The sequence below is a fragment of the Umezawaea tangerina genome, assembly GCF_003002815.1.
GTDB lineage: Bacteria > Actinomycetota > Actinomycetes > Mycobacteriales > Pseudonocardiaceae > Umezawaea > Umezawaea tangerina.
In genome coordinates this window covers 1,221,248-1,239,809 of sequence record NZ_PVTF01000001.1, presented here as the reverse complement: position 1 = coordinate 1,239,809, position 18,562 = coordinate 1,221,248, and the positions used below count along the sequence as shown (strand labels likewise).

The 18,562-nt window shown below is 72.4% G+C and carries 14 protein-coding genes; 10 read left to right on the top strand and 4 right to left on the bottom strand.

Annotated features, from left to right (window positions below; all coding sequences use genetic code 11):
- Window positions 1–26: 26 nt before the first annotated feature.
- Entirely contained in the window at window positions 27–995 is a 969-nt protein-coding gene (locus CLV43_RS05885) for a helix-turn-helix transcriptional regulator (protein ID WP_106185837.1), read from the bottom strand.
- 63 nt (window positions 996–1,058) lie between these two features.
- Here CLV43_RS05885 and CLV43_RS05880 point away from each other — a divergent pair, with 63 nt between their 5' ends.
- The 4 genes from CLV43_RS05880 to CLV43_RS05865 are packed head-to-tail and all read left to right on the top strand — an operon-like array spanning window position 1,059 to window position 4,012.
- Window positions 1,059–1,784 (top strand): alpha/beta hydrolase, encoded by a 726-nt coding sequence (locus CLV43_RS05880; protein WP_106185836.1) that lies wholly within the window; start codon window positions 1,059–1,061, stop codon window positions 1,782–1,784.
- 1 nt (window position 1,785) lies between these two features.
- A complete protein-coding gene (locus CLV43_RS05875) occupies window positions 1,786–2,544 on the top strand; it encodes an SDR family NAD(P)-dependent oxidoreductase (protein ID WP_245886149.1) in 759 nt (252 codons plus the stop codon).
- A 54-nt stretch (window positions 2,545–2,598) separates the two neighbouring features.
- Window positions 2,599–3,138, top strand: coding sequence for a DUF1349 domain-containing protein (locus CLV43_RS05870; protein ID WP_106185835.1), 540 nt, complete (start codon window positions 2,599–2,601; stop codon window positions 3,136–3,138).
- A gap of 25 nt (window positions 3,139–3,163) precedes the next feature.
- Window positions 3,164–4,012 (top strand): SURF1 family cytochrome oxidase biogenesis protein, encoded by an 849-nt coding sequence (locus tag CLV43_RS05865; protein WP_106185834.1) that lies wholly within the window; start codon window positions 3,164–3,166, stop codon window positions 4,010–4,012.
- On the opposite strand, the gene CLV43_RS05860 is transcribed toward CLV43_RS05865, so the two are convergent.
- Window positions 3,968–4,912, bottom strand: a complete 945-nt coding sequence (locus CLV43_RS05860) for a cobalamin biosynthesis protein (protein ID WP_106185833.1) — start codon at window positions 4,910–4,912, stop codon at window positions 3,968–3,970. The two genes, CLV43_RS05865 and CLV43_RS05860, sit on opposite strands and share 45 nt — an antisense overlap.
- A 117-nt stretch (window positions 4,913–5,029) precedes the next feature.
- Here CLV43_RS05860 and CLV43_RS05855 point away from each other — a divergent pair, with 117 nt between their 5' ends.
- From CLV43_RS05855 to CLV43_RS47620, 4 genes are all read left to right on the top strand, one after another.
- Window positions 5,030–6,520 (top strand): DUF2397 domain-containing protein, encoded by a 1,491-nt coding sequence (locus tag CLV43_RS05855; protein WP_106185832.1) that lies wholly within the window; start codon window positions 5,030–5,032, stop codon window positions 6,518–6,520.
- The gene (locus CLV43_RS05850) at window positions 6,517–7,734 is read left to right on the top strand and encodes a TIGR02678 family protein (RefSeq protein ID WP_106185831.1); all 1,218 of its coding nucleotides are present in this window, start codon (window positions 6,517–6,519) and stop codon (window positions 7,732–7,734) included. Before CLV43_RS05855 ends, CLV43_RS05850 begins: the two co-directional genes overlap by 4 nt.
- Window positions 7,731–11,798 carry a TIGR02680 family protein gene (locus CLV43_RS05845; RefSeq protein WP_106185830.1) on the top strand — a complete coding sequence of 1,356 codons (4,068 nt, stop codon included), beginning with the start codon at window positions 7,731–7,733 and terminating at the stop codon, window positions 11,796–11,798. Before CLV43_RS05850 ends, CLV43_RS05845 begins: the two co-directional genes overlap by 4 nt.
- Window positions 11,799–12,197: 399 nt before the next feature.
- Window positions 12,198–12,803 (top strand): hypothetical protein, encoded by a 606-nt coding sequence (locus tag CLV43_RS47620; RefSeq protein ID WP_170155691.1) that lies wholly within the window; start codon window positions 12,198–12,200, stop codon window positions 12,801–12,803.
- Between the two features lie 309 nt (window positions 12,804–13,112).
- On the opposite strand, the gene CLV43_RS05835 is transcribed toward CLV43_RS47620, so the two are convergent.
- Window positions 13,113–14,309: an ROK family transcriptional regulator gene (locus CLV43_RS05835; protein ID WP_245886148.1), complete on the bottom strand. Its 1,197-nt coding sequence runs from the start codon at window positions 14,307–14,309 to the stop codon at window positions 13,113–13,115.
- Between the two features lie 207 nt (window positions 14,310–14,516).
- Between CLV43_RS05835 and CLV43_RS05830 the strand changes: the two genes are divergently transcribed.
- Window positions 14,517–16,382 carry a ricin-type beta-trefoil lectin domain protein gene (locus tag CLV43_RS05830; RefSeq protein WP_106185828.1) on the top strand — a complete coding sequence of 622 codons (1,866 nt, stop codon included), beginning with the start codon at window positions 14,517–14,519 and terminating at the stop codon, window positions 16,380–16,382.
- Entirely contained in the window at window positions 16,379–17,746 is a 1,368-nt protein-coding gene (locus CLV43_RS05825; protein ID WP_106186068.1) for a ricin-type beta-trefoil lectin domain protein, read from the top strand. The genes CLV43_RS05830 and CLV43_RS05825 overlap by 4 nt, the downstream gene beginning before the upstream one ends.
- 49 nt (window positions 17,747–17,795) lie before the next feature.
- Here CLV43_RS05825 and CLV43_RS05820 read toward each other — a convergent pair whose 3' ends face one another.
- The gene (locus tag CLV43_RS05820) at window positions 17,796–18,476 is read right to left on the bottom strand and encodes a peroxiredoxin-like family protein (RefSeq protein WP_245886147.1); all 681 of its coding nucleotides are present in this window, start codon (window positions 18,474–18,476) and stop codon (window positions 17,796–17,798) included.
- Window positions 18,477–18,562: the final 86 nt, after the last annotated feature.

Here is an 18,562-nt window from a genome sequence, read left to right as displayed (position 1 = left end):
TTTGTCTTTGTCTTTGTCTTTTGCTTTTACGTGGCGTCGGCTGAGTTGGTTAGGCGTTTGGCTAGGGCGTGTATGTGGGTGCGTAGGGATTGTGGCTGTTCGATGACGAAGGGGCGGTCGATTCTGGCTAGTAGGGCGGGGAGCCAGTCGAGGCGTTCTGTATGTAATTGGACGCGGGACCAAGTTGGGGTGGTGGGGAGGGGGGTGATGGTGGCGACGCTGGGGGGTAGGTGGGTGCGGAGGTGGTCGGGGGTGGCTTCTACGCGCAGGGAGACCTGGTGGGGGCGGGGGACTTCGGCCAAGCCGGTGAGGACGTGGGTGGTGGGGTCGAAGTCGGTGGGGACGGTGAAGGTGCCCGTGGACTCGGTGGCGGAGTCGACGCGGTCCAGGCGGAAGGTGCGGATCTGGCCGCTGGTGGAGTCGGCGCCGGTGACGTACCAGCGGCCGGAGTGGGCGACGAGGCCGTAGGGGTGCAGGGTGCGGTTGCTCTGGCGGCCGTTCCAGGCGGTGTAGGTCAGGGCCACGGGGGTGCGGTGGCGGGCGGCCTCGGCGAGCAGGAGCAGGGTGCTGGTCTCCGGAGTGGTCGTGGGGCGGGGGCGGGTGGTGAACTCGGTGGTGTCGAGCAGGGCGTCGAGGCGGCGGCTCAGGGTGTCGGGGAGGACGCGGCGGACCTTGGCGGCGGCGCTTTCCATGGCGGCGACCGAGGTGGACACGAGGCCGGCGCGGCGGCCGGCGACGAGACCGAGCAGGACCGCGAGGGCTTCCTCGTCGGTGAGCATGAGCGGGGGCATGCGGAAGCCGGGGGCCAGCCGGTAGCCGCCGTAGCGGCCGCGGATGGAGCGGACGGGGATGTCCAGGGCGGTCAGGTGCTCGGCGTAGCGGCGGACCGTCCGCTCGTCGACGCCCAGTCTGGCCGCGAGGTCGGCGACGGTGCGGGTGCCGCCCGCCTGGAGGATCTCCAGCAACGCCAGCACTCGTGCGGTCGGTCTGGTCACGTCGGAAAGACAACCACGGATACCGGGCGGATCCTGCCCGGTATCGCTCCTAGCGTCCTCGGCATGTCGACTTACGTACTTCTACCGGGGTTCTGGCTCGGCGCGTGGGCGTGGCGGTCGGTGGCCGCCGACCTGCGCGGACGCGGCCACGACGTGCACGCGCTGAGCCTTACCGGGCTGGGTGAGCGGGTGCACCTGGCGCGGCCGGACACCGACCTCGAAACGCACGTCACCGACGTGCTGAACCTGATCCGCTACGAGGACCTGCACGACGTGGTGCTGGTCGGGCACAGCTACGCCGGGTCCGTCGTGGTGCCGAGCGTGGCCGACCGGATGCCGGACCGGATCGACCGGCTGGTGTTCGTCGACAGCGGGCCGCTGCCCGACGGGATGTCGCAGAGCGGGTTCGTGCCGCCGGAGGAGCAGGCGCGCAACGCCGCGCTGGTGGGTGACGGCTGGCGGTTGCCGCCACCGCCGTGGGCGGAGCTGGCCGCGGACGTGCCCGGCGTGACCGAGGAGGCGGTGCGGCGGCTGGTGGAGCTCTCCGCGCCGCAGCCGTGGGCCACCGCCACGGCACCGGTCCGCTTGACCGGGGCGTGGGAGGAGCTGCCGCGCCTGCACGTGCTGTGCAGCTTCGGCCTGGAGCAGCTCAAGGCGCGGGCCGAGACCTCCCCCGCGTTCCGGCACATGACCGACGACGGGCTCGTCTTCCGGGAGCTGCCCAGCTGGCACTGGCCGATGGTCAACCGGGCCGCCGAGCTGGCCGCGATCCTGGACGAGGTGGTCTGACGTGGCACCCGAGCACAACGACCTGGCCGGGTCCACGGCGCTGGTCACCGGTGCCACGAGCGGCATCGGGCGGGCGACGGCGGTGCTGCTGGCGGCGCGCGGCGCGCACGTGGTCGTCGCGGGCCGGGACGCCGGGCGCGGGGACGAGGTCGTCGCGGCGATCCGCGCGGCGGGCGGCAAGGCGGACTTCGCCGCGAGCGACCTCGGGGACGCCGAGGCGGTGCGGGCGCTGGCCCGGCGGGCCGTGGACCTCGGTGGCGGGCGCGTGGACGTGCTGGTCAACAACGCGGGCGTCTTCCCGGCGGGGCCGACCGCCGCGACCACCGCCGAGCAGGTCGACGCGGTGTTCGCGGTCAACGTGCGGGCACCGTTCCTGCTGACCGCGGAGCTCGCCCCGGCGATGGCGGCGCGCGGGCACGGGGCCGTCGTGAACGTGCTGACGATGGTCGCCCGGTTCGGCGTGGCGGGGATGGCGCTGTACGGGTCGAGCAAGGCGGCGCTGCTGCTGCTCACGAAGTCGTGGGCGGCGGAGTTCGGGCCGAGCGGGGTGCGGGTCAACGCGGTCAGCCCCGGCCCGACCCGCACCGAGGGCACCGCGGTGTTCGGCGACCAGCTCGACCACCTCGCCTCGCTCGCCCCCGCCGGGCGGCCCGCGGCACCGGAGGAGATCGCCGCCGCCATCGCCTACCTCGCGGGCGACCAGGCGTCGTTCGTGCAGGGCGCGGTCCTCGACGTCGACGGGGGCCGCAACGCGGCGTGAGGCGCCGTGGTCCCCCGGTGGTCACCAGGGCCGCCGGGGGACCACGATGGCGGCATGGACGAGTGGTTCAACGAGCCCGCGAAGTGGTCGACCGGTCCGGACGGCGAGCTGTTCGTCACAGCCGACCCGGACACCGACCTCTGGCGCACCACCCACTACGGCTTCGTCCGCGACACCGGGCACGTCCGCGGCCGGTGGGTCGACGGCGACTGCGCGGTGACCACGACGTTCGGCGCCGACTACACCGACCTGTACGACCAGGCCGGTGTCGCGCTGCGGATCGACGCGGAGAACTGGATCAAGGCCGGGGTCGAGCTGGTGGACGGCGAGTTCCAGGTCAGCGCGGTCGTGACCAGGGGCGTCTCCGACTGGTCGGTCGTCCCGGTGGCGACCGCGGACCGGGTGACGATCTCCGCCGAGAGGACCGGCGACACCGTCACCGTCCGGTACGGCCTCGGCGACGCCGAGCCGGTGACGATGCTGCGGTTGGCCTACTTCCCGCCGGGCGTGCCCGCGCTGGTGGGCGTGATGTGCGCGGCGCCCACCGGCAAGGGGTTCGAGGCGAGGTTCGAACGGACCCTGGTCCGCTCCTGATCCGCGCAGCGCTTACCGTGGAGGGGTGCGGTTCCGGTTCTTGTTGCGGCCAGGCTGGCTGGCGTTGACGCTGGCCGTCTGGGTGTTCGCGGGCGCCTGCTTCACGATGCTGATGCCCTGGCAGTTCGGGCGCAACGACGAGCGCGTGGCGCAGAACAACGCGCTGTCGACGGCGATGAAGTCGGACCCGGTGCCGGTGGGCACCGTGCTGGACCGGCCGAACGCCGAGGTCGAGTGGCACAAGGTGGCGCTGACCGGGAAGTTCCTCCCCGAGGGCGAGGCCGTGGCCAGGTTGCGGACCGTGCAGGGCGAGGCCGCCTTCGAGGTGCTGACGCCGTTCCGGCTGGACAGCGGGCAGACCGTGCTCGTGGACCGCGGCTACCTGCGGCCCGCCAGCGGGGTGAGCGTGCCCGACTTCGCCGCCGCGCCGACCGGCGAGGTGACGACGGTGGCGTGGGTGCGGGCGGGCGAGAACGACGACCGCGACGCGTTCACCGAGGACGGCCGCAGGCAGGTGTACGCGATCAACTCGGCGGTCGTCGGCCGGGCCGCGGGGCTCGACATCCGGCCCGGCTACTTCCAGCTCTCCGAGGGCCAGCCCGGTGTGCTCGACTCGCTGCCGCTGCCCCGGATGGAGTCCGGGCCGTTCTTCTCCTACGCGTTGCAGTGGATCGCGTTCGGCGTGATGGCGATCGGCGGCTGGGCGTACTTCAGCTGGCGCGAGATCCAGCCCGGCGGCGCCCTCGCCGAGCCGAGGCCGAAGCGGAAGTCGGTCGCCGAGATGCTGGCCGAGGACGAGGCCGGAACCGGGTCCGGGGCCGGGTCCGGGTCAGTGCTGGCGGCGTCGGGCGAACAGCGCCAGGGCGGCCGCTAGCAGCGCGGACAGCGCCCCGACCACCCTCGACAGCTCCACGGCCCTGGTCACGTGGCCCGCGTCCGGGTTGCGGCCGTGGCCGAGCACAGCGCGGTCCTCGGCGCCGTAGGAGTACACCGTGCGACCGCCGAGGCGGATCTCCAGCGCGCCCGCGAACGCGGCCTCGACCTGGCCCGCGTTGGGACTCGGGTGGGCCGAGGCGTCGCGCCGCCAGACCTCCCACGCCTCCGCGGCCGAGCCGCCGACGACCGGCGCGGCGACGACGGTGAGCAGCGCGGCGGCGCGCGCGGGGACCAGGTTGGCGAGGTCGTCGAGGCGGGCGGCGGCCCAGCCGAAGCGCAGGTAGCGCTCCGACTTGTGGCCGATCATGGCGTCCAGGGTGTTCACCGCGCGGTAGGCCAGCAGGCCGGGCACCCCGGCCACCGCACCCCACAGCAGCGGGGCGACGACGGCGTCGGACGTGTTCTCCGCCACGGACTCCACGGTGGCCCTGGCCAGCGCGAGCGTGTCCAGGGCGGCGGGCTCGCGGCCGCACAGGTTGGGCAGCCGGGCGCGGGCGGCCTCCAGGTCGCCGCCGTCGAGCTCGCGGCCCATGGCCGTGCCCTCCTTGGCCAGCGACGACCCGCCGAGCACGACCCAGGTCGCGGCGGCCGTGGTCGCCGCCTTGACCAGCTCGCTGCGCCCGCCGACCCGCTCCACGGCCACGCCGAGCGCGAGCACTCCCCCGGTGAGCAGGGCGGTGTGCCGGGCGCCCGCCGCGCGGCTGTCGCGGTAGGTGGTCCGTTCGGTCGCTCCCGCGGCGCGGCCGAAGACCGCCACCGGGTGGTGCCGCCGGGGGTCGCCGAAGACCGCGTCGGCGGCCACTCCCAGCAACAACCCCGCCGCTCGTCCCACGCCCAAGGCAGACCTCCCCGAAGTCGACACGGCACCGTATAGCGTCCACGTTCACTCGATCGAGGTAGGGCCGGAGTTCCCGGTGGCCAGGACTGTCGGTGCCCGGCATTAGGGTGGCCGATCGTGGAACCCGCCGGCCGCCTGAAGCTCTACGCGTACCTCGACGCACGCGACTACCAGCGCACCTACCTGGCGATCATGCGGTTGTTCACCTCCACGCTGCTGGCCGACCTGTCCGCGGGCGAGGTCGCGGGGGCGCTCGCGGGCGCCGAACGGCTGGGCACCGTCGACGCGGGCGAGTCCCGCATCGAGAACGTCATCAACAGGCTCAGGCAGCTCGTGGAGTGGGGCAACCTGGTCCAGGGGCGGCGCGAGGTCGTGGCGACGAGCATCGCGGAGTTCCAGCACGGCAGCGTCCGCTACCAGGTGAGCAAGCTCGCGGTGCGGGTGCAGCGGGACGTCGACCAGCTGCTGCGGGTGCCCGAGGGCGCCCGCGAGGTGTCGCGCGAGCTGCTGCCCGCGATCGAGCGCGGCCTGGGCGAGCTGGGCGGCGCGCTGTCCGAGGCGCTGGTCACCGGCGAGGGCAGGCGGTCGCGCGAGGTGCTGGCCGAGCGGGTCACGACGGTGTTCCTCCAGCACGCCGAGCTGGCGGCCACGGTCCGCGACTTCTACGCCTACCTCGGGCAGGTCGTGACGCGGCACCACCTGGCGCCCGAGGAGATCTCCGGGTTCCGCAACCTGCTGGTCGAGTACATCCAGATGGTGGTGGAGGACGTGCTGCGGCACACCCCGGCCATCGCGGACGCCCTCGCGGGCCTGGCCAAGGCGCGCGGCGAGCTGCTGAGGCTGCTCGGCGGCACGGACGGGCTCGGCGGCGAGGTCGAACGGGCGCGCGGCCGGTCCGCGGCGGACTGGCAGGAGCTGGCGGGCTGGTTCGTCGACCGCCCCGGCCACCCGAGCCAGGTGACGGCGCTGCGCGAGGCGACGGCCCGTGCCATCGGGTCGCTGCTGGCGTCGGTGAAGCGGGCGACCTCCGGTGGCGGGCTGCTGCCCGGTCGGCGGGCGGAGCTGCTGAAGCTGGCGGCGTGGTTCGACTCCGGCACCCGCGAGCAGGGGCACGAGCTGTACGCGGCGGCGTTCGGGCTCTACTCGGCGCGGCACCTGCTGCCCGCCCCGGAGCACGACAGCGACAACGAGCGCACGCCGTGGCGCGACGGGCCGGTGCGGGACGTGGCGGTGAGCGTCCGCAGCCGCGGCGACCGGGGCGCGCGAGGCCGGACGTCGCGGATCCTGGACGACCCGATCACCGAGCAGTCGCTGCTGGCGCAGGCCCGCGAGGCCGACGAGCAGCGCGCGGCGTCGGTGGCCGAGCTGGCCGCCGCCGCGCCCCGGCTGGCCTCGACGACGCTGTCCGGTGACGCGCTGGGCGTGCTGTGCGAGCTGCTGACGCTGGCGATGGCGCAGCGGGAGAGCGCGGCGGACTCCGGGTCGGCCGCGGACCCGGTGCGCGGGCTGCGGGTCACCGTCGACCACGCGCTGGGCGAGACCACCAGGATCACCTCGGAGGCCGGGACCCTGACCCTGCACGACGCACGACTGGCGCTGAGCGAATGAGCGGCACGGCGCTGGACGACCTCCCCGACATCGACGCCGCGAACGCGGTGCGGTGCGCGCGCACGCTGCTGCGCAGGCCGCTGCTGCGCGGCGACGGCCCGGACGGCGAGCTGCTGGCACTGGTGTACCGGCACCGGTTCGTGCTCCAGGACCTGTTCGCGGGCCTGCTCGGCTACCGGCTGGTGGTGGAGCGGCGGTTCGCGCGGCTCTACAAGTCCGGGCCGGGCGTGGACGACACCCGAGGGGTGCCGGGGATGTCGCCGCGCGCGTACGCCTACCTCGCGTTGACGCTGGCCGTGCTGACCGGGGTCGGCAGGCAGACCCTGCTGTCCCGCCTGGTGTCCGACGTCCGGTCGGCCGCCGTGGAGGCGGGCATCGAGGTCGTGGACGACGTGGTGGACCGGCGCGCGTTGACGGCGGCGCTGCGGCACCTGGTGTCGCTGGGCGTGCTGCACGAGACCGAGGGCCAGGTGGGCGCGGACGTGCAGACCGAGGCGCTGATCACGATCGACACCGACCTGCTCGGCCAGCTGCTGACCGGCCCGGTGGCCGAGGCGGACTCGCCGTCGCGACTGGTGGAGCTGGCCGCCAGGCCGGGGCCGCGCGGGGTCGAGCACGCGGTGCGGCGCAGGCTGGTCGAGACGCCGCTGGTGCTCTACGCGGACCTGCCGCCCGAGCAGGCGGACTGGTTGCGGCGCAACCAGCGCAAGGAGTCCGTGCTGCTGGAGAAGTGCTTCGGGCTCTACACCGAGTCGCGGCTGGAGGGCGTGCTCGCGGCGGACCCCGAGGACTACCTGACGGACATGTACTTCCCCGGTTCCTCGACGGTCGCGCGCCTGGCGCTGCTCGCGCTGCCGTCGTTGCTGGAGCTGGAGTACGACGAGCACGACGAGCCGATCACCCGTCCGGACGGGCGGCACCCGGTGTCCCCGGCCCGGTTGCGCGAGGTGTGCGACCAGCTGGTCGACGACTACCCGGCCGCGTGGTCGAAGCAGATCGTGGAGGACCCGGACAAGCTCGTCGTCCAGGTGACGAAGCTGTTGCGGCGCATGGGCCTGGCGGTCCCGTGCGACGAGGGCTGGCTGCTCGCCCCGGCCGCCCACCGGTGGATACCCGAACCCGACGGCGACCCCGAGCGCGAGGTCGCCGCCCCCGCCCCGATCGAGCCGGAAGTGCCGAGCTGGTCGCTGTTCGACGAGGAGAACGTGTCGTGACGCAGGAGCGGGACAGGTGGCGGCTGCACCGCGGCGGCATCGTCAACGTGTGGCAGTACACCGAGCAGACGTTCGACTTCTCCGGCGGGCGGGCGATCTTCCAGGGCACCAACGGGTCCGGCAAGTCGCGGACGCTGGAGCTGCTGCTGCCGCTGTGCCTGGACGGCGACCTGCGGCAGGTCGGGTCCAAGGGCTTCGACACGGTCAGCCTGCGGCGGCTCATGCTGGACGACTACAACGGCGGCCCGAACCGGATCGGCTACGCGTGGATCGAGCTGCGCCGGGTGGTCGACGGCGTCGAGGAGTTCCTGACCTGCGGGCTCGGCGTGAAGGCGTCCAAGACCTCGCAGGCGATCACCGACTCGTGGCGGTTCATCACCCCGGCCCGCGTCGGCCGCGACCTCCAGCTGGCGGGCCACGAGCGGATCCCGCTCGGCCCGGCGCACCTGCGCGAGGCCATCGGCGCCGACTGCGTGCTGGAGGACGCCGCGTTCCGGGCGAAGATCGCCGAGACGGTGTACGGCGTGCCCGCCGCCCGGTACGGCGACCTGCTGCACCTCCAGCGGACGCTGCGCAACCCCGACGTCGGCCTGAAGGTGCTGGAGGGGCAGCTGGAGCAGATCCTGTCCGACGCGCTGCCGCCGCTGGACCAGACGATGGTCGAGCAGCTGGCGACCTCGTTCGACGACCTGGAGTCCATCCGGGAGAACATCACCCGGCTGTCGTCGGCGGACGCCGCGCTCGGCACGTTCCTCAAGACCTACTCCGACTACGCGTTCGGCGGCCTGCGCACGTCCTGCGAGCGGCTGCGCACGGCCGAGGAGGCGGTGCGCAAGCTGGCCCGCGAGTGCACGAGGCTGGAGGGGAACCTGGAGCGGACGCGGGCCGCGCGCGCCGAGGCGGAGAGCGCGCAGACGGCGCTGGAGACCGGTGAGGGCCAGGCCGAGGAGACCATCGCGGCGCTCAAGGAGCTGCCCGCGTTCCGCGACCTCCAGGACCTCCAGACCCGCGAGAAGCTGGTGGCGGAGAAGCGGTCCTCGGCGATCGCGGCCTTGGAGATGGCGAACAAGCAGCGGCTCCAGGAAGACGGCGCGGTCGAGGCCGTGCTGAGGTCGTTGCGGCGCCTGCAGGAGGACCTGGGGTCGGCCGACGAGCTGACCGAGCCCCTGCGCAGGCAGCTGCGCGCGGCCGGGCTGGACGCGGCGCTGGCACCGGTCGTGCCGAAGGTCCCGCACGCCGAGGCCACGACGGTGACCCAGCAGGTCCGGATGAAGCCCGACCCGGAGGCCGGGCCGCTCCCGGTGGAACGGCGGGTGCCGCCGACGGCCGCGACCGAGACCGTGCTGACCGGTCTGGCGGACGCCGCCGACGCCACCGCGCGGATCGCGTCGACCGCCCGGCAGCGCGGGGCGCTGGCGCTCGCGCTGCACCAGCAGGCGGGCGAGCTGGACCAGCGGCAGCAGCGGGTGGAGGTGTTGCGGCAGAAGGCGAAGGACGCGCTGGTCGGCGCCACCGAGGCCACCTCGTTGTGCGAGCGGGAGGGCCAGGAGCTGGCCGTCGTCGGCCGGACGTGGCTGGACCACGTCGAGCGCTGGTGCGGCACCGGGCCGCTGGCCGACGGGCTGCCGGACCGGTCGTTCGAGCTGCCAGGGGCGGTGGACCCGGAGACCGCCCGCGCGGTGACCGCCGCGGCGCGGGAGTGGACCGCTCCCCTGGTCCGGGCGGCCCGCGACGCGGCGCACGCGTTCACCCGGCAGCGCACCGACCTGCGCGGCCGGATCGACGGGCTGGACGCCGAGCTGGCCGGGCTGCGCTCCGGCGAGGAGCGGGTGCCCGAGCCCGGCCGGTACGTGGCCGCGGACCGCGACCCGCTGACCGGCTCCCCGTTCTACCGGCTGGTCGACTTCCGGCCGGACCTGGACGAGGCCGGGCGCGCGGGCCTGGAGTCCGCGTTGCAGGCCAGCGGCCTGCTGGACGCCTGGGTGACCGGTGACGGGTCCGTGGTGGCCGACGACATCATGGCCACCGCCCGCCCTGCGGTCGACGGCCCGTCGCTCGGGTCGGTGCTGGTCCCGGCCGTGGAGCCCGGTTCGGCGGTGGCCGCGGACGTGGTCGCCGCGCTGCTGGCCGCGGTGTCGCTGGACTCGGGCGACTCGCTGGCGCTGTCCACCGACGGCCGCTGGCGGGCCGGGGTGCTCGGCGGCGCGTGGCGCAAGCCCGCCGCGGAGTTCATCGGCGCGGGCGCGCGCGAGTCGGCCCGGCGGCGCCGGATCGGCGAGCTGGAGGACGAGCTGGCCGGGCTGCGCGGCGAGCTGGGCGTGGCCGAGGACGAGCTGGCCGCCGCGGGTGACCTGGTCGCGCGGTGGGAGGCGCACCTGGACGGGTTCCCGTCCGAGGGCGAGCTGATCGCCAAGCACAGCCGTGAGCAGGCCGCGCGCGAGTCGGCCGACCGGGCGCAGGCGCGGGCGCGGGAGCTGCGGGCCGAGCTGGAGGAGGCCCAGGCCCGCGGTGAGGCCGCGCGCGGCGAGCTGGTGCGGCAGGCGGGCGAGGCGGGGCTGCCCGCGGAGACCGAAGGGCTGCGGCAGTCCCAGCAGGCCGCGGGTGACGCGCAGCGGACCGCCGACCGGCTCGGCGACCTGCTGCGCAGGCAGTGCCAGGGCGCCGTGACGGACCTGACCGACGCGACCCACCGCTACCACGCGGCGGGCGAGGACCGGGTGGCCGCCGAGGCCGACGCCGAGGCCAGGTGCGTCGACTACACGACCCAGGCGGCGACGCTGGCCGAGCTGACCGAGGCGATCGGCGGCGAGGCGCGGGAGATCGCGGACCAGCTGGGGTCGCTGGAGTCGTCGCGGCGCAAGCTCCGCGAGGACCTCAAGGGCATGCGCGAGCAGGTCGCGTCCTCACGTGAGCAGGCCGCGAAGCTGGAGGCGCAGCTCGACGGCGCGCGCGAGCAGCTCGGGTCGGCCGAGGCGCACCGCACGCGGGTGGCCGACCAGTTCCGGGCCACCGTCGCCGCGCCGGGTGTCCTGGTCGCGGCGCTGCCCGACGTGGAGGACGACCTGGACGCGGTCCAGGAGGCCATCGCGGCGGCGGGCGACCGCCGGGGCGCGGGCGAGGCGACCGTGATCACCAAGCTCCAGGCGTTGCAGACGTCGCTAGCGAGCAGCCACGACATCGCCGCCGAGCAGCACGCCGGGCTGCTGACCGTGACGGTGACCGGCGAGGAGGGCACCCGGCCGGTGGCCGTGGCGGCCCGGCAGGTGACCGTGAAGCTCGGCGAGCAGCGCGGGTTCCTCGACGAGCGCTACCAGGGCATCTTCGCCGACTACCTGATCCGCGACCTGGCCGAGTGGCTGCGCGGGCAGATCGCGGTCGCCGAGGACCTGTGCAAGCGGATGAACGACGTGCTCGGCAGGGCCCGCTCCAGCCAGGGCGTGCACGTGAAGCTGTCGTGGAAGTCGTCCTCCGCGCTGGACGAGGAGACGCGGCAGGCGTTGGCGCTGGTCAGGCTGCCGTACGCGGAGCGGACGCCGGAGCAGGACGCGACGCTGCGGCGGGTGTTCACCGAGCGGATCGAGGCCGAGCGGGACAGCGACACCGGCGGCTACGCGGAGATCCTGTCGCGGGCCCTGGACTACCGGACGTGGCACCAGTTCACGGTGACCGTGGGCGACACCGGCCCCGACGGGAACCCGCGCGAACGGCGGCTCAAGCAGCTGTCCTCGGGGGAGACCCGGCTGATCTCGTACGTGACGCTGTTCGCGGCCGCCGCCTCGTTCTACGACGCGGTGAGCAGCGGCTCGGAGTCCTTCGACCCGCTGCGGCTGGTCCTGCTGGACGAGGCGTTCGAGCGGCTGGACGACCCGACGATCGCCCGGATGCTCGGGCTCCTGGTCGACCTGGACATGGACTGGGTCATCACCTGGCCCAGCGGGTGGGGGGTGTCCGACCGGATTCCCCGCATGCACATCTACGACGTCCTGCGTCCCCGCAACGGACGTGGTGTGGCCTGCACCCAGACGACCTGGGACGGCGCCGCATTGGACCGGGTGGATCCGTAGAGGTAGCCGACGTGCTTGACCGGGGCGCCATTCGCGAAGTGCGGCGAAATCGGCCCGCGAAATCTCTCGGGCCTCCGCGGACCCTCGAAAACGTCACACATGGGAATGTCCCGTCGCCGTACCGGAATCGGGCAACCAGCACATGGGACCACCCGCGCCTTCCACCGCCATCGGGACGGCACCCAGCGCGAACAGCCGGAGCCTTAACCTGCGCATAACCTTCGACAACGACTTGACCAGACCGCGGGACGCGGGTCAACAATGATCAACAAAGGCTGCCCGAACCCACTGCGCCCGCTTCCCGGATGTGCGGTAATCGTTTAGCGCTCTACAACACCGCCAGATGGCGGTACGGGAGTTGTGGAGGTTCGGTTCAACGGATCTTCCACATATTCGGACTTGATCGCGGAAGATTTCGCGACCAGGGGTATTCGAGTGGTCACAGGAGGTGCGTTCGTGGATCAGGAGTTGCGGGCGGTGTACAGGGGGCCCGGACTGGCGGAGCTGTGGCGGCTCGCGGTGGAGACCATGGAAGCCGGGAAGTCGGCGTTCAGCATGCGGGTGGCCGACGAGGAGACCGCGTCGGCGTTGAGCGTGGTGCTGCACAAACCGGTGGAGGTGGCGGCGCGGCGGCAGGTGTCGCTCGTGCGGCTGGACGAGCACCTGCGGCAGGAGGGGACGTCGCTGGTGGAGGTGCTGCGGATCGTGCACGGGAGGGCCGTCGAGGAGCCCGCGGGGCAGATGGCGTGGAGGTCGCGGTGGTTGGCGCAGGTGCGGAGGTACGAGGGGATCCCGGAGGAGAGGTTCGCCGAGGTGATCGGGGTGGCGGATCGGGTGTTGAAGGTGGTGTTGGCGGGGCCGGAGTGGGAGTGGCCTGGGGAGTTGGAGGATGAGGTGGTGAGGAGGGTTGTGGTTCGGGGGGTGGCGTTGGCGTTCGGGGTGGGGGTGCCGGGGGGCGTTTTGGAGGAGGGGGAGGTGTGGAGGGTGGCTGGGTTTGGGGGGTGAGGGGCACCCCGGTCGCCTAGTGTTCTATGCCCACCGCCGCTTGTCAAGACGGTGGAGCTGTCTTGACAAGCGGCGGTGGGCATAGAGGGGCTTTCTCGTCGGGGTGCGTGGGGGGAGTGTGGGTGGGGAGGGCATCCGACGCTCCGCGACGGACAGGGCATCCTTGGCTTCGCCGTCGGACAGGGCATCCTTGCTGCGCGGCGGACAAGGCCCCAGGCGCTCCGCGCCGGATGGGCGCTGGCGGGCTGCGCCCAACGTGGTGTTGGCGTGCTCGCTGCGCTTCGGGGGGTTGGTTAGGCAGCTAGGCGGTTAGGCGGTTGGGCGCATGAGGGCGGGGTTGCGGACGCCGCCGGCGTTGAGGAATTCGGTGACGGGGAGGGTGGCGGCGCCCATGGCTACGGATTCGGTGCCGAGTTCGCAGAGTTTGATCTTCGCCTGTTGGTAGGGGTGGTGGAGGGCGTGTTTGGCGGCTACCTCGCGGATGGCGGGGAGGAGTTGGCTGCCGAGCAGGAGGCCGGCCCAGCCGCCGAGGATCACGCGTTCGGGGTTGAACAGGTTGATGAGGTTGCCGATGCCCGCGCCCGCGTAGCGGGCGGTTTCGTTGAGGACTTCGCGGGCGGCGGGTGAGTCTTCGGCGAGGAGGTCGCGGAGGGCGATTTCCTCGTCGGTGACGACGCCGGGGAGGCCTGCGAGTTCGCGGTGGCGGGCGAGGACGCCCTTGGCGCCGATGTAGGCCTCCAGACAGCCGTTGGCGCCGCATCTGCATGGCCTGCCATCAAGAGCGAGGGTGGTGTGGCCCCATTCGCCCGCGCCGCCGGAAGCGCCGCGGTAGGGGACGCCGTCGGCGATGACGCTGGCGCCCACGCCGGAGCCGACGAGGGCGATGACGGCGTTGCGGGCGCCGCGGCCGGCGCCGAACCACATCTCGGCCTGGCCGAGGGTGTTGGCGCCGTTGTCGATGAAGAGGGGCAGGTCGGTGCCCGCGCGGAGCATGCGTTCCAGGGGGACGCCGTTCCAGCCGACGGTCTGGGCGTGGACGAGGAGCTCGGAGCCGCGTTCGACCAGGCCGGGGACGCCGACACCGACACCGAGGAGTCGGCTGGGGTCGACGCCGCTGTCCTCGATGCACTGGCTGAGACCGGCGAGGACGCGTTCGACGACGGCCTCGCCGCGGTTGGCGATGGATTCCATCTGGAAGGTGCTCATCGCGAGCCTGCGGAGGGTGAGGTCGAAGACCTCGACGAGCACGTGGGTCTCGCCGACGTCGACACCCACGACGCACGCGTGGTCGGGGTTGACGCGGAGCAGGACGCGGGGCCTGCCGCCGTCCGAGCCGACCAGGCCCGCCTCGACGACGACCTGGTCGTCGACCAGCTCACCGACGACGTTGCTGACCGACGCCTGGCTCAGACCGGTCGCGCCCGCGAGCTCGTGGCGGCTGAACTGGCCGTCGAAGTACAGCCGTCGCAACACGCGGGCGCGGTTGCTCGTCCTCAGATCGCGCATCGTCCGCTTGCTCCGCTGCACTGTCACTCCCCTTTGCCAAGCCTTGACGCCCCGAGGTCGCATGGGTTAAATCACATCTTGAAATAAGGCGTGATGCCGGACACCCCGACTATGCCAGCCGGCACGAGAACCCGGTAACGCGAGGTCGACGCCACGCCCAGCTGACCCTGACCAGCTGTCTGCTCGCACGGAACGAGGAACCCTGCCATGCCGAAGTCCTCGCCTCGAAGGTCACTACTCTCCGCGCTCGGCGCGGCACTGCTGGCAACCGCCGCGGTCGCCGCGCCCAACGCCCCCGCCCAGGCCGCGGGCGAACAGGTGAACGTCTGGCTCACGACCACCACCGGCGCCAACCGCGGGACGGAGGTCACGCGGGGGCTCCAGCAGCAGACGCCGGTGACCTTCGCGGCGGGCACCGGGACCGGTGGCCAGACGATCAACGTCAACGAGAACACCCGGTACCAGACGTTCGAGGGCGGTGGCGCGTCGTTCACCGACTCCGCCGCCTGGCTCATGAACAGCAGCGGCATCCTCAGCGCGGCCACCCGCGAGGACACCATGAAGAAGCTGTTCGACCCGGTCAACGGGATCGGCCTGTCGATGACCCGCAACCCGATGGCGTCCACGGACCTCGCGCGGTTCGACTACTCCTACGACGACACCTGCTGCGACGTCAACGACTTCAAGATCGACCACGACCTCGCCGACGTGCTGCCGCTGACCAAGCGGGCCAAGGAGCTGAACCCGGCGCTGCGCGTGGTGGCGTCGCCGTGGAGCGCGCCCGCGTGGATGAAGGACAACAACTCGATGCGGCAGGGCTGGCTGAAGGCCGAGTACTACGGCACCTACGGCCAGTACTTCGCCAAGTACGTGCAGGCCTACCAGTCGCGGGGCATCCCGATCGACTACGTGACGCCGCAGAACGAGCCCGGCTGCTGCCCCGGCTACCCGTCGATGCAGTGGAACACCGCGGGCCTGATCAACTTCACCAAGAACGGCATCTACCCCGCGTTCCGCGCGGCCGGGATCAACACCAAGGTGCTGGTCTACGACTGGAACTGGGACGGCTACAACACCTGGGTCAAGCCGCAGCTGCAGGACCCGGCGATCGTGAACGACCCGCTGTTCGGCGGCATCGCGTGGCACGGCTACGTCGGCGACGTCTCCGCGCAGACCACGGCGCACAACGAGTTCCCGAACGTCAAGGCGTTCGACACCGAGCACTCCGGCGGCACCTGGATCTCCGACCAGCACGGCGAGGACATGGCCAACATCATCGACTACACCCGCAACTGGGGCAGCTCGGTGGTCAAGTGGAGCCTGGCGCTCGACGAGACGATGAACCCGCACAACGGTGGCTGCGGCACGTGCACCGGCTTCATCACCGTGCACAACAACGACTCCCGCCGCGGCCAGGTCGACTACACCGTCGAGTACTACACGATGGGCCACCTGACCAAGTTCGTGAAGCCGGGCGCGCAGCGCATCGAGTCCTCGGACAACGGGGCGGTGAAGAACGTCGCGTGGCGCAACACCGACGGCTCCAAGGCGCTGATCGCGTACAACACGACGGGCAGCACGCAGAACGTGAAGGTGAACTGGGGCAACTCGTCGTTCACCTACAGCCTGCCCGCCCGCACGTCGGCCACCTTCACCTGGAACGGCACGCAGGGCGGCACGACGCCGCCCGCGGGCGGCACCATCACCGGTCTCGGCGGCAAGTGCCTCGACATCGCGGGTGCCAACAGCGCCAACGGCACCGCGGTCCAGCTCTACGACTGCAACGGCAGCACCGCGCAGAAGTGGACCGCAGGCTCCGACGGCACGATCCGCGCGCTGGGCAAGTGCCTGGACATCAAGGACAACGGCACCGCCGACGGCACGAAGCTGCAGATCTGGGACTGCGCGGGCGGCAACAACCAGAGGTGGACGGTCACGGCCGGGCGCGACATCGTCAACCCGACGCTGAACAAGTGCCTGGACGCGACCGGCAACAGCTCCGCCAACGGCACGCCCGTCCAGGTCTGGGCCTGCACCGGTGCGGCCAACCAGAAGTGGACGGTCACCGCGTGAAGCGCGCACTCGCGGTCGTCGCGGCGGTCGTCGCGCCGCTGTTCCTGATCACGGTCCCGGCGGCCGACGCCGCCGGGCCGGTCGGCCCGATCACCGGGCTCGCGGGCAAGTGCCTGGACGTCGCGGCGGCCAACAGCGCCAACGGGACGGCCGTGCAGCTCTACGACTGCAACGGTTCCGCGGCGCAGCAGTGGACCGTCGAGAGCGACGGCACGCTGCGCGCGCTCGGCAAGTGCCTGGACATCAAGGACAACGGCACCGCCGACGGGTCCAAGCTCCAGATCTGGGACTGCTCGGCCAGTGCCAACAAGCAGTGGAAACCCAACAGCGCCAAGGACGTCGTCAACCCGGCCACGGGCAAGTGCCTGGACGTCACCGACAACAGCTCCGCCAACGGCGCCCCGATCCAGATCTGGGCGTGCGGCGGTGGCGCGAACCAGAAGTGGACCGTGCCGACCGGAGGCACGACCCCGCCGGCGCCAGGGGACCCGACGATGGCCGTGGCGCCCTACGTCTACAACGGGTGGGGCAACCCGCCGAACGCCCAGGCGGTCATGTCCGCGACCGGCGTCAAGTGGTTCACCATGGCGTTCATGCTGTCCAACGGGTACTGCAACCCCCAGTGGGACAGCAGCAGGCCGCTGACCGGCGGCCCCGACCAGACGATGGTCAACTCGATCCGCGCGGCCGGCGGCGACGTCGTCGTGTCCTTCGGCGGCGCCAACGGGAACAAGCTGGAGTCGTCGTGCGGGTCGGCCGCCGAACTGGCGGCGGCCTACCAGAAGGTGATCAACGCCTACGGGCTGAAGGCGATCGACATCGACCTGGAGGCCGCCGCCTACGACAACCCGGCGGTGCAGCAGCGGACGGTGGACGCGCTGAAGGTCGTGAAGGCGAACAACGCGGGCATCGCGGTGTACGTGACGATCGGGACGAACATCAGCGGACCGGACAGCGGTCTCATCCGGCGGGCGGCGTCGTCCGGGTTGGGCATCACCGCGTGGACGATCATGCCGTTCGACTTCGGCGGCAACGGGCAGAACATGGGGACCCTGACGCGGCAGGCCGCGGAAGGGCTGAAGAACGCGGTCAAGAGCGCGTACGGGTACAGCGACGACCAGGCCTACCGGAACACGGGGATCTCGTCGATGAACGGGATCACGGACGTCGGCGAGACGGTCACCGTGGCCGACTTCCGGACGATCCTGGCGTACGCGCAGGAGAAGCACATCGCGCGGCTGACGTTCTGGTCGAGCAACCGGGACCGGCCGTGTCCAGGGGCCTACCCGAACGACGACACCTGTTCCGGGGTGTCGCAGCAGGCGTGGGAGTTCACGCGGACGTTGGCGGCCTACCGGGGGTAGGGCCCGGCGGACCGAAGGGGGTGGGAGGCCGGCGGGCCTCCCACCCGCTTCACCCCTCTTCGCCCCGGAGATCCGCCACGGCGTCGAGGATCGCCCGCGGTTCGCTGCGCGTGGTGTAGTCGGGGTGGACGTCGACCCAGCGGATCACACCGTCCGCGTCCACGACGACCACCGTCGGCATCGGCAGCGCGTCGGTGCCGTCGGCGTTGCCCGCGGCCACGTCCACGCCGAGCGAGAGCGCCGCGTCCCGGACGGCGGGGTCGCGGTCCGGGCTGAGGACGCCGAGCGCGGCCGCGATCCCGTTGCCGGGGTCGGTCAGCACCGTGAAGGTGAGGTCGTTGGCCTCGGCCATCGACAGCGATCCGTCGGGCTTCTGCGGGGAGACTGCGATCAGCCCCACCCCGCGTTCCGCCAGTTCGGGCACGAGCTGGTCCTGGTAGGCGCGCAGGGCCAGGTTGCAGTACGGGCACCACGCGCCGCGGTAGAAGACCACGACCGCGGGCCTGCCTCCCCTGGCGCGGGCGAGCGTGGTCGGTTCACCGTGGACGTCGAGCAGGGCTCCGTCCGGCATCGCGACACCCGGTCCGACGGCTTCGGCGGGCGTCCCCAACGTGGCGAAAGCCGCCCGTTCGGCGGCGAAGGCGGTCGCGACCCCGGCCGGGAGCCGGGTGGACAGGGTCGCCTGGAAGGCGCCGACCTGATCGGCGATCGTGGGTTTGGTGCTCGTCACGGGCTGACCCCTCATCGTTTTGGAGTGATTACTCCACTCTGCCGGCGGACTTTTGGAGTGTCAACTCCAGAAATGGGCGTAGGGTC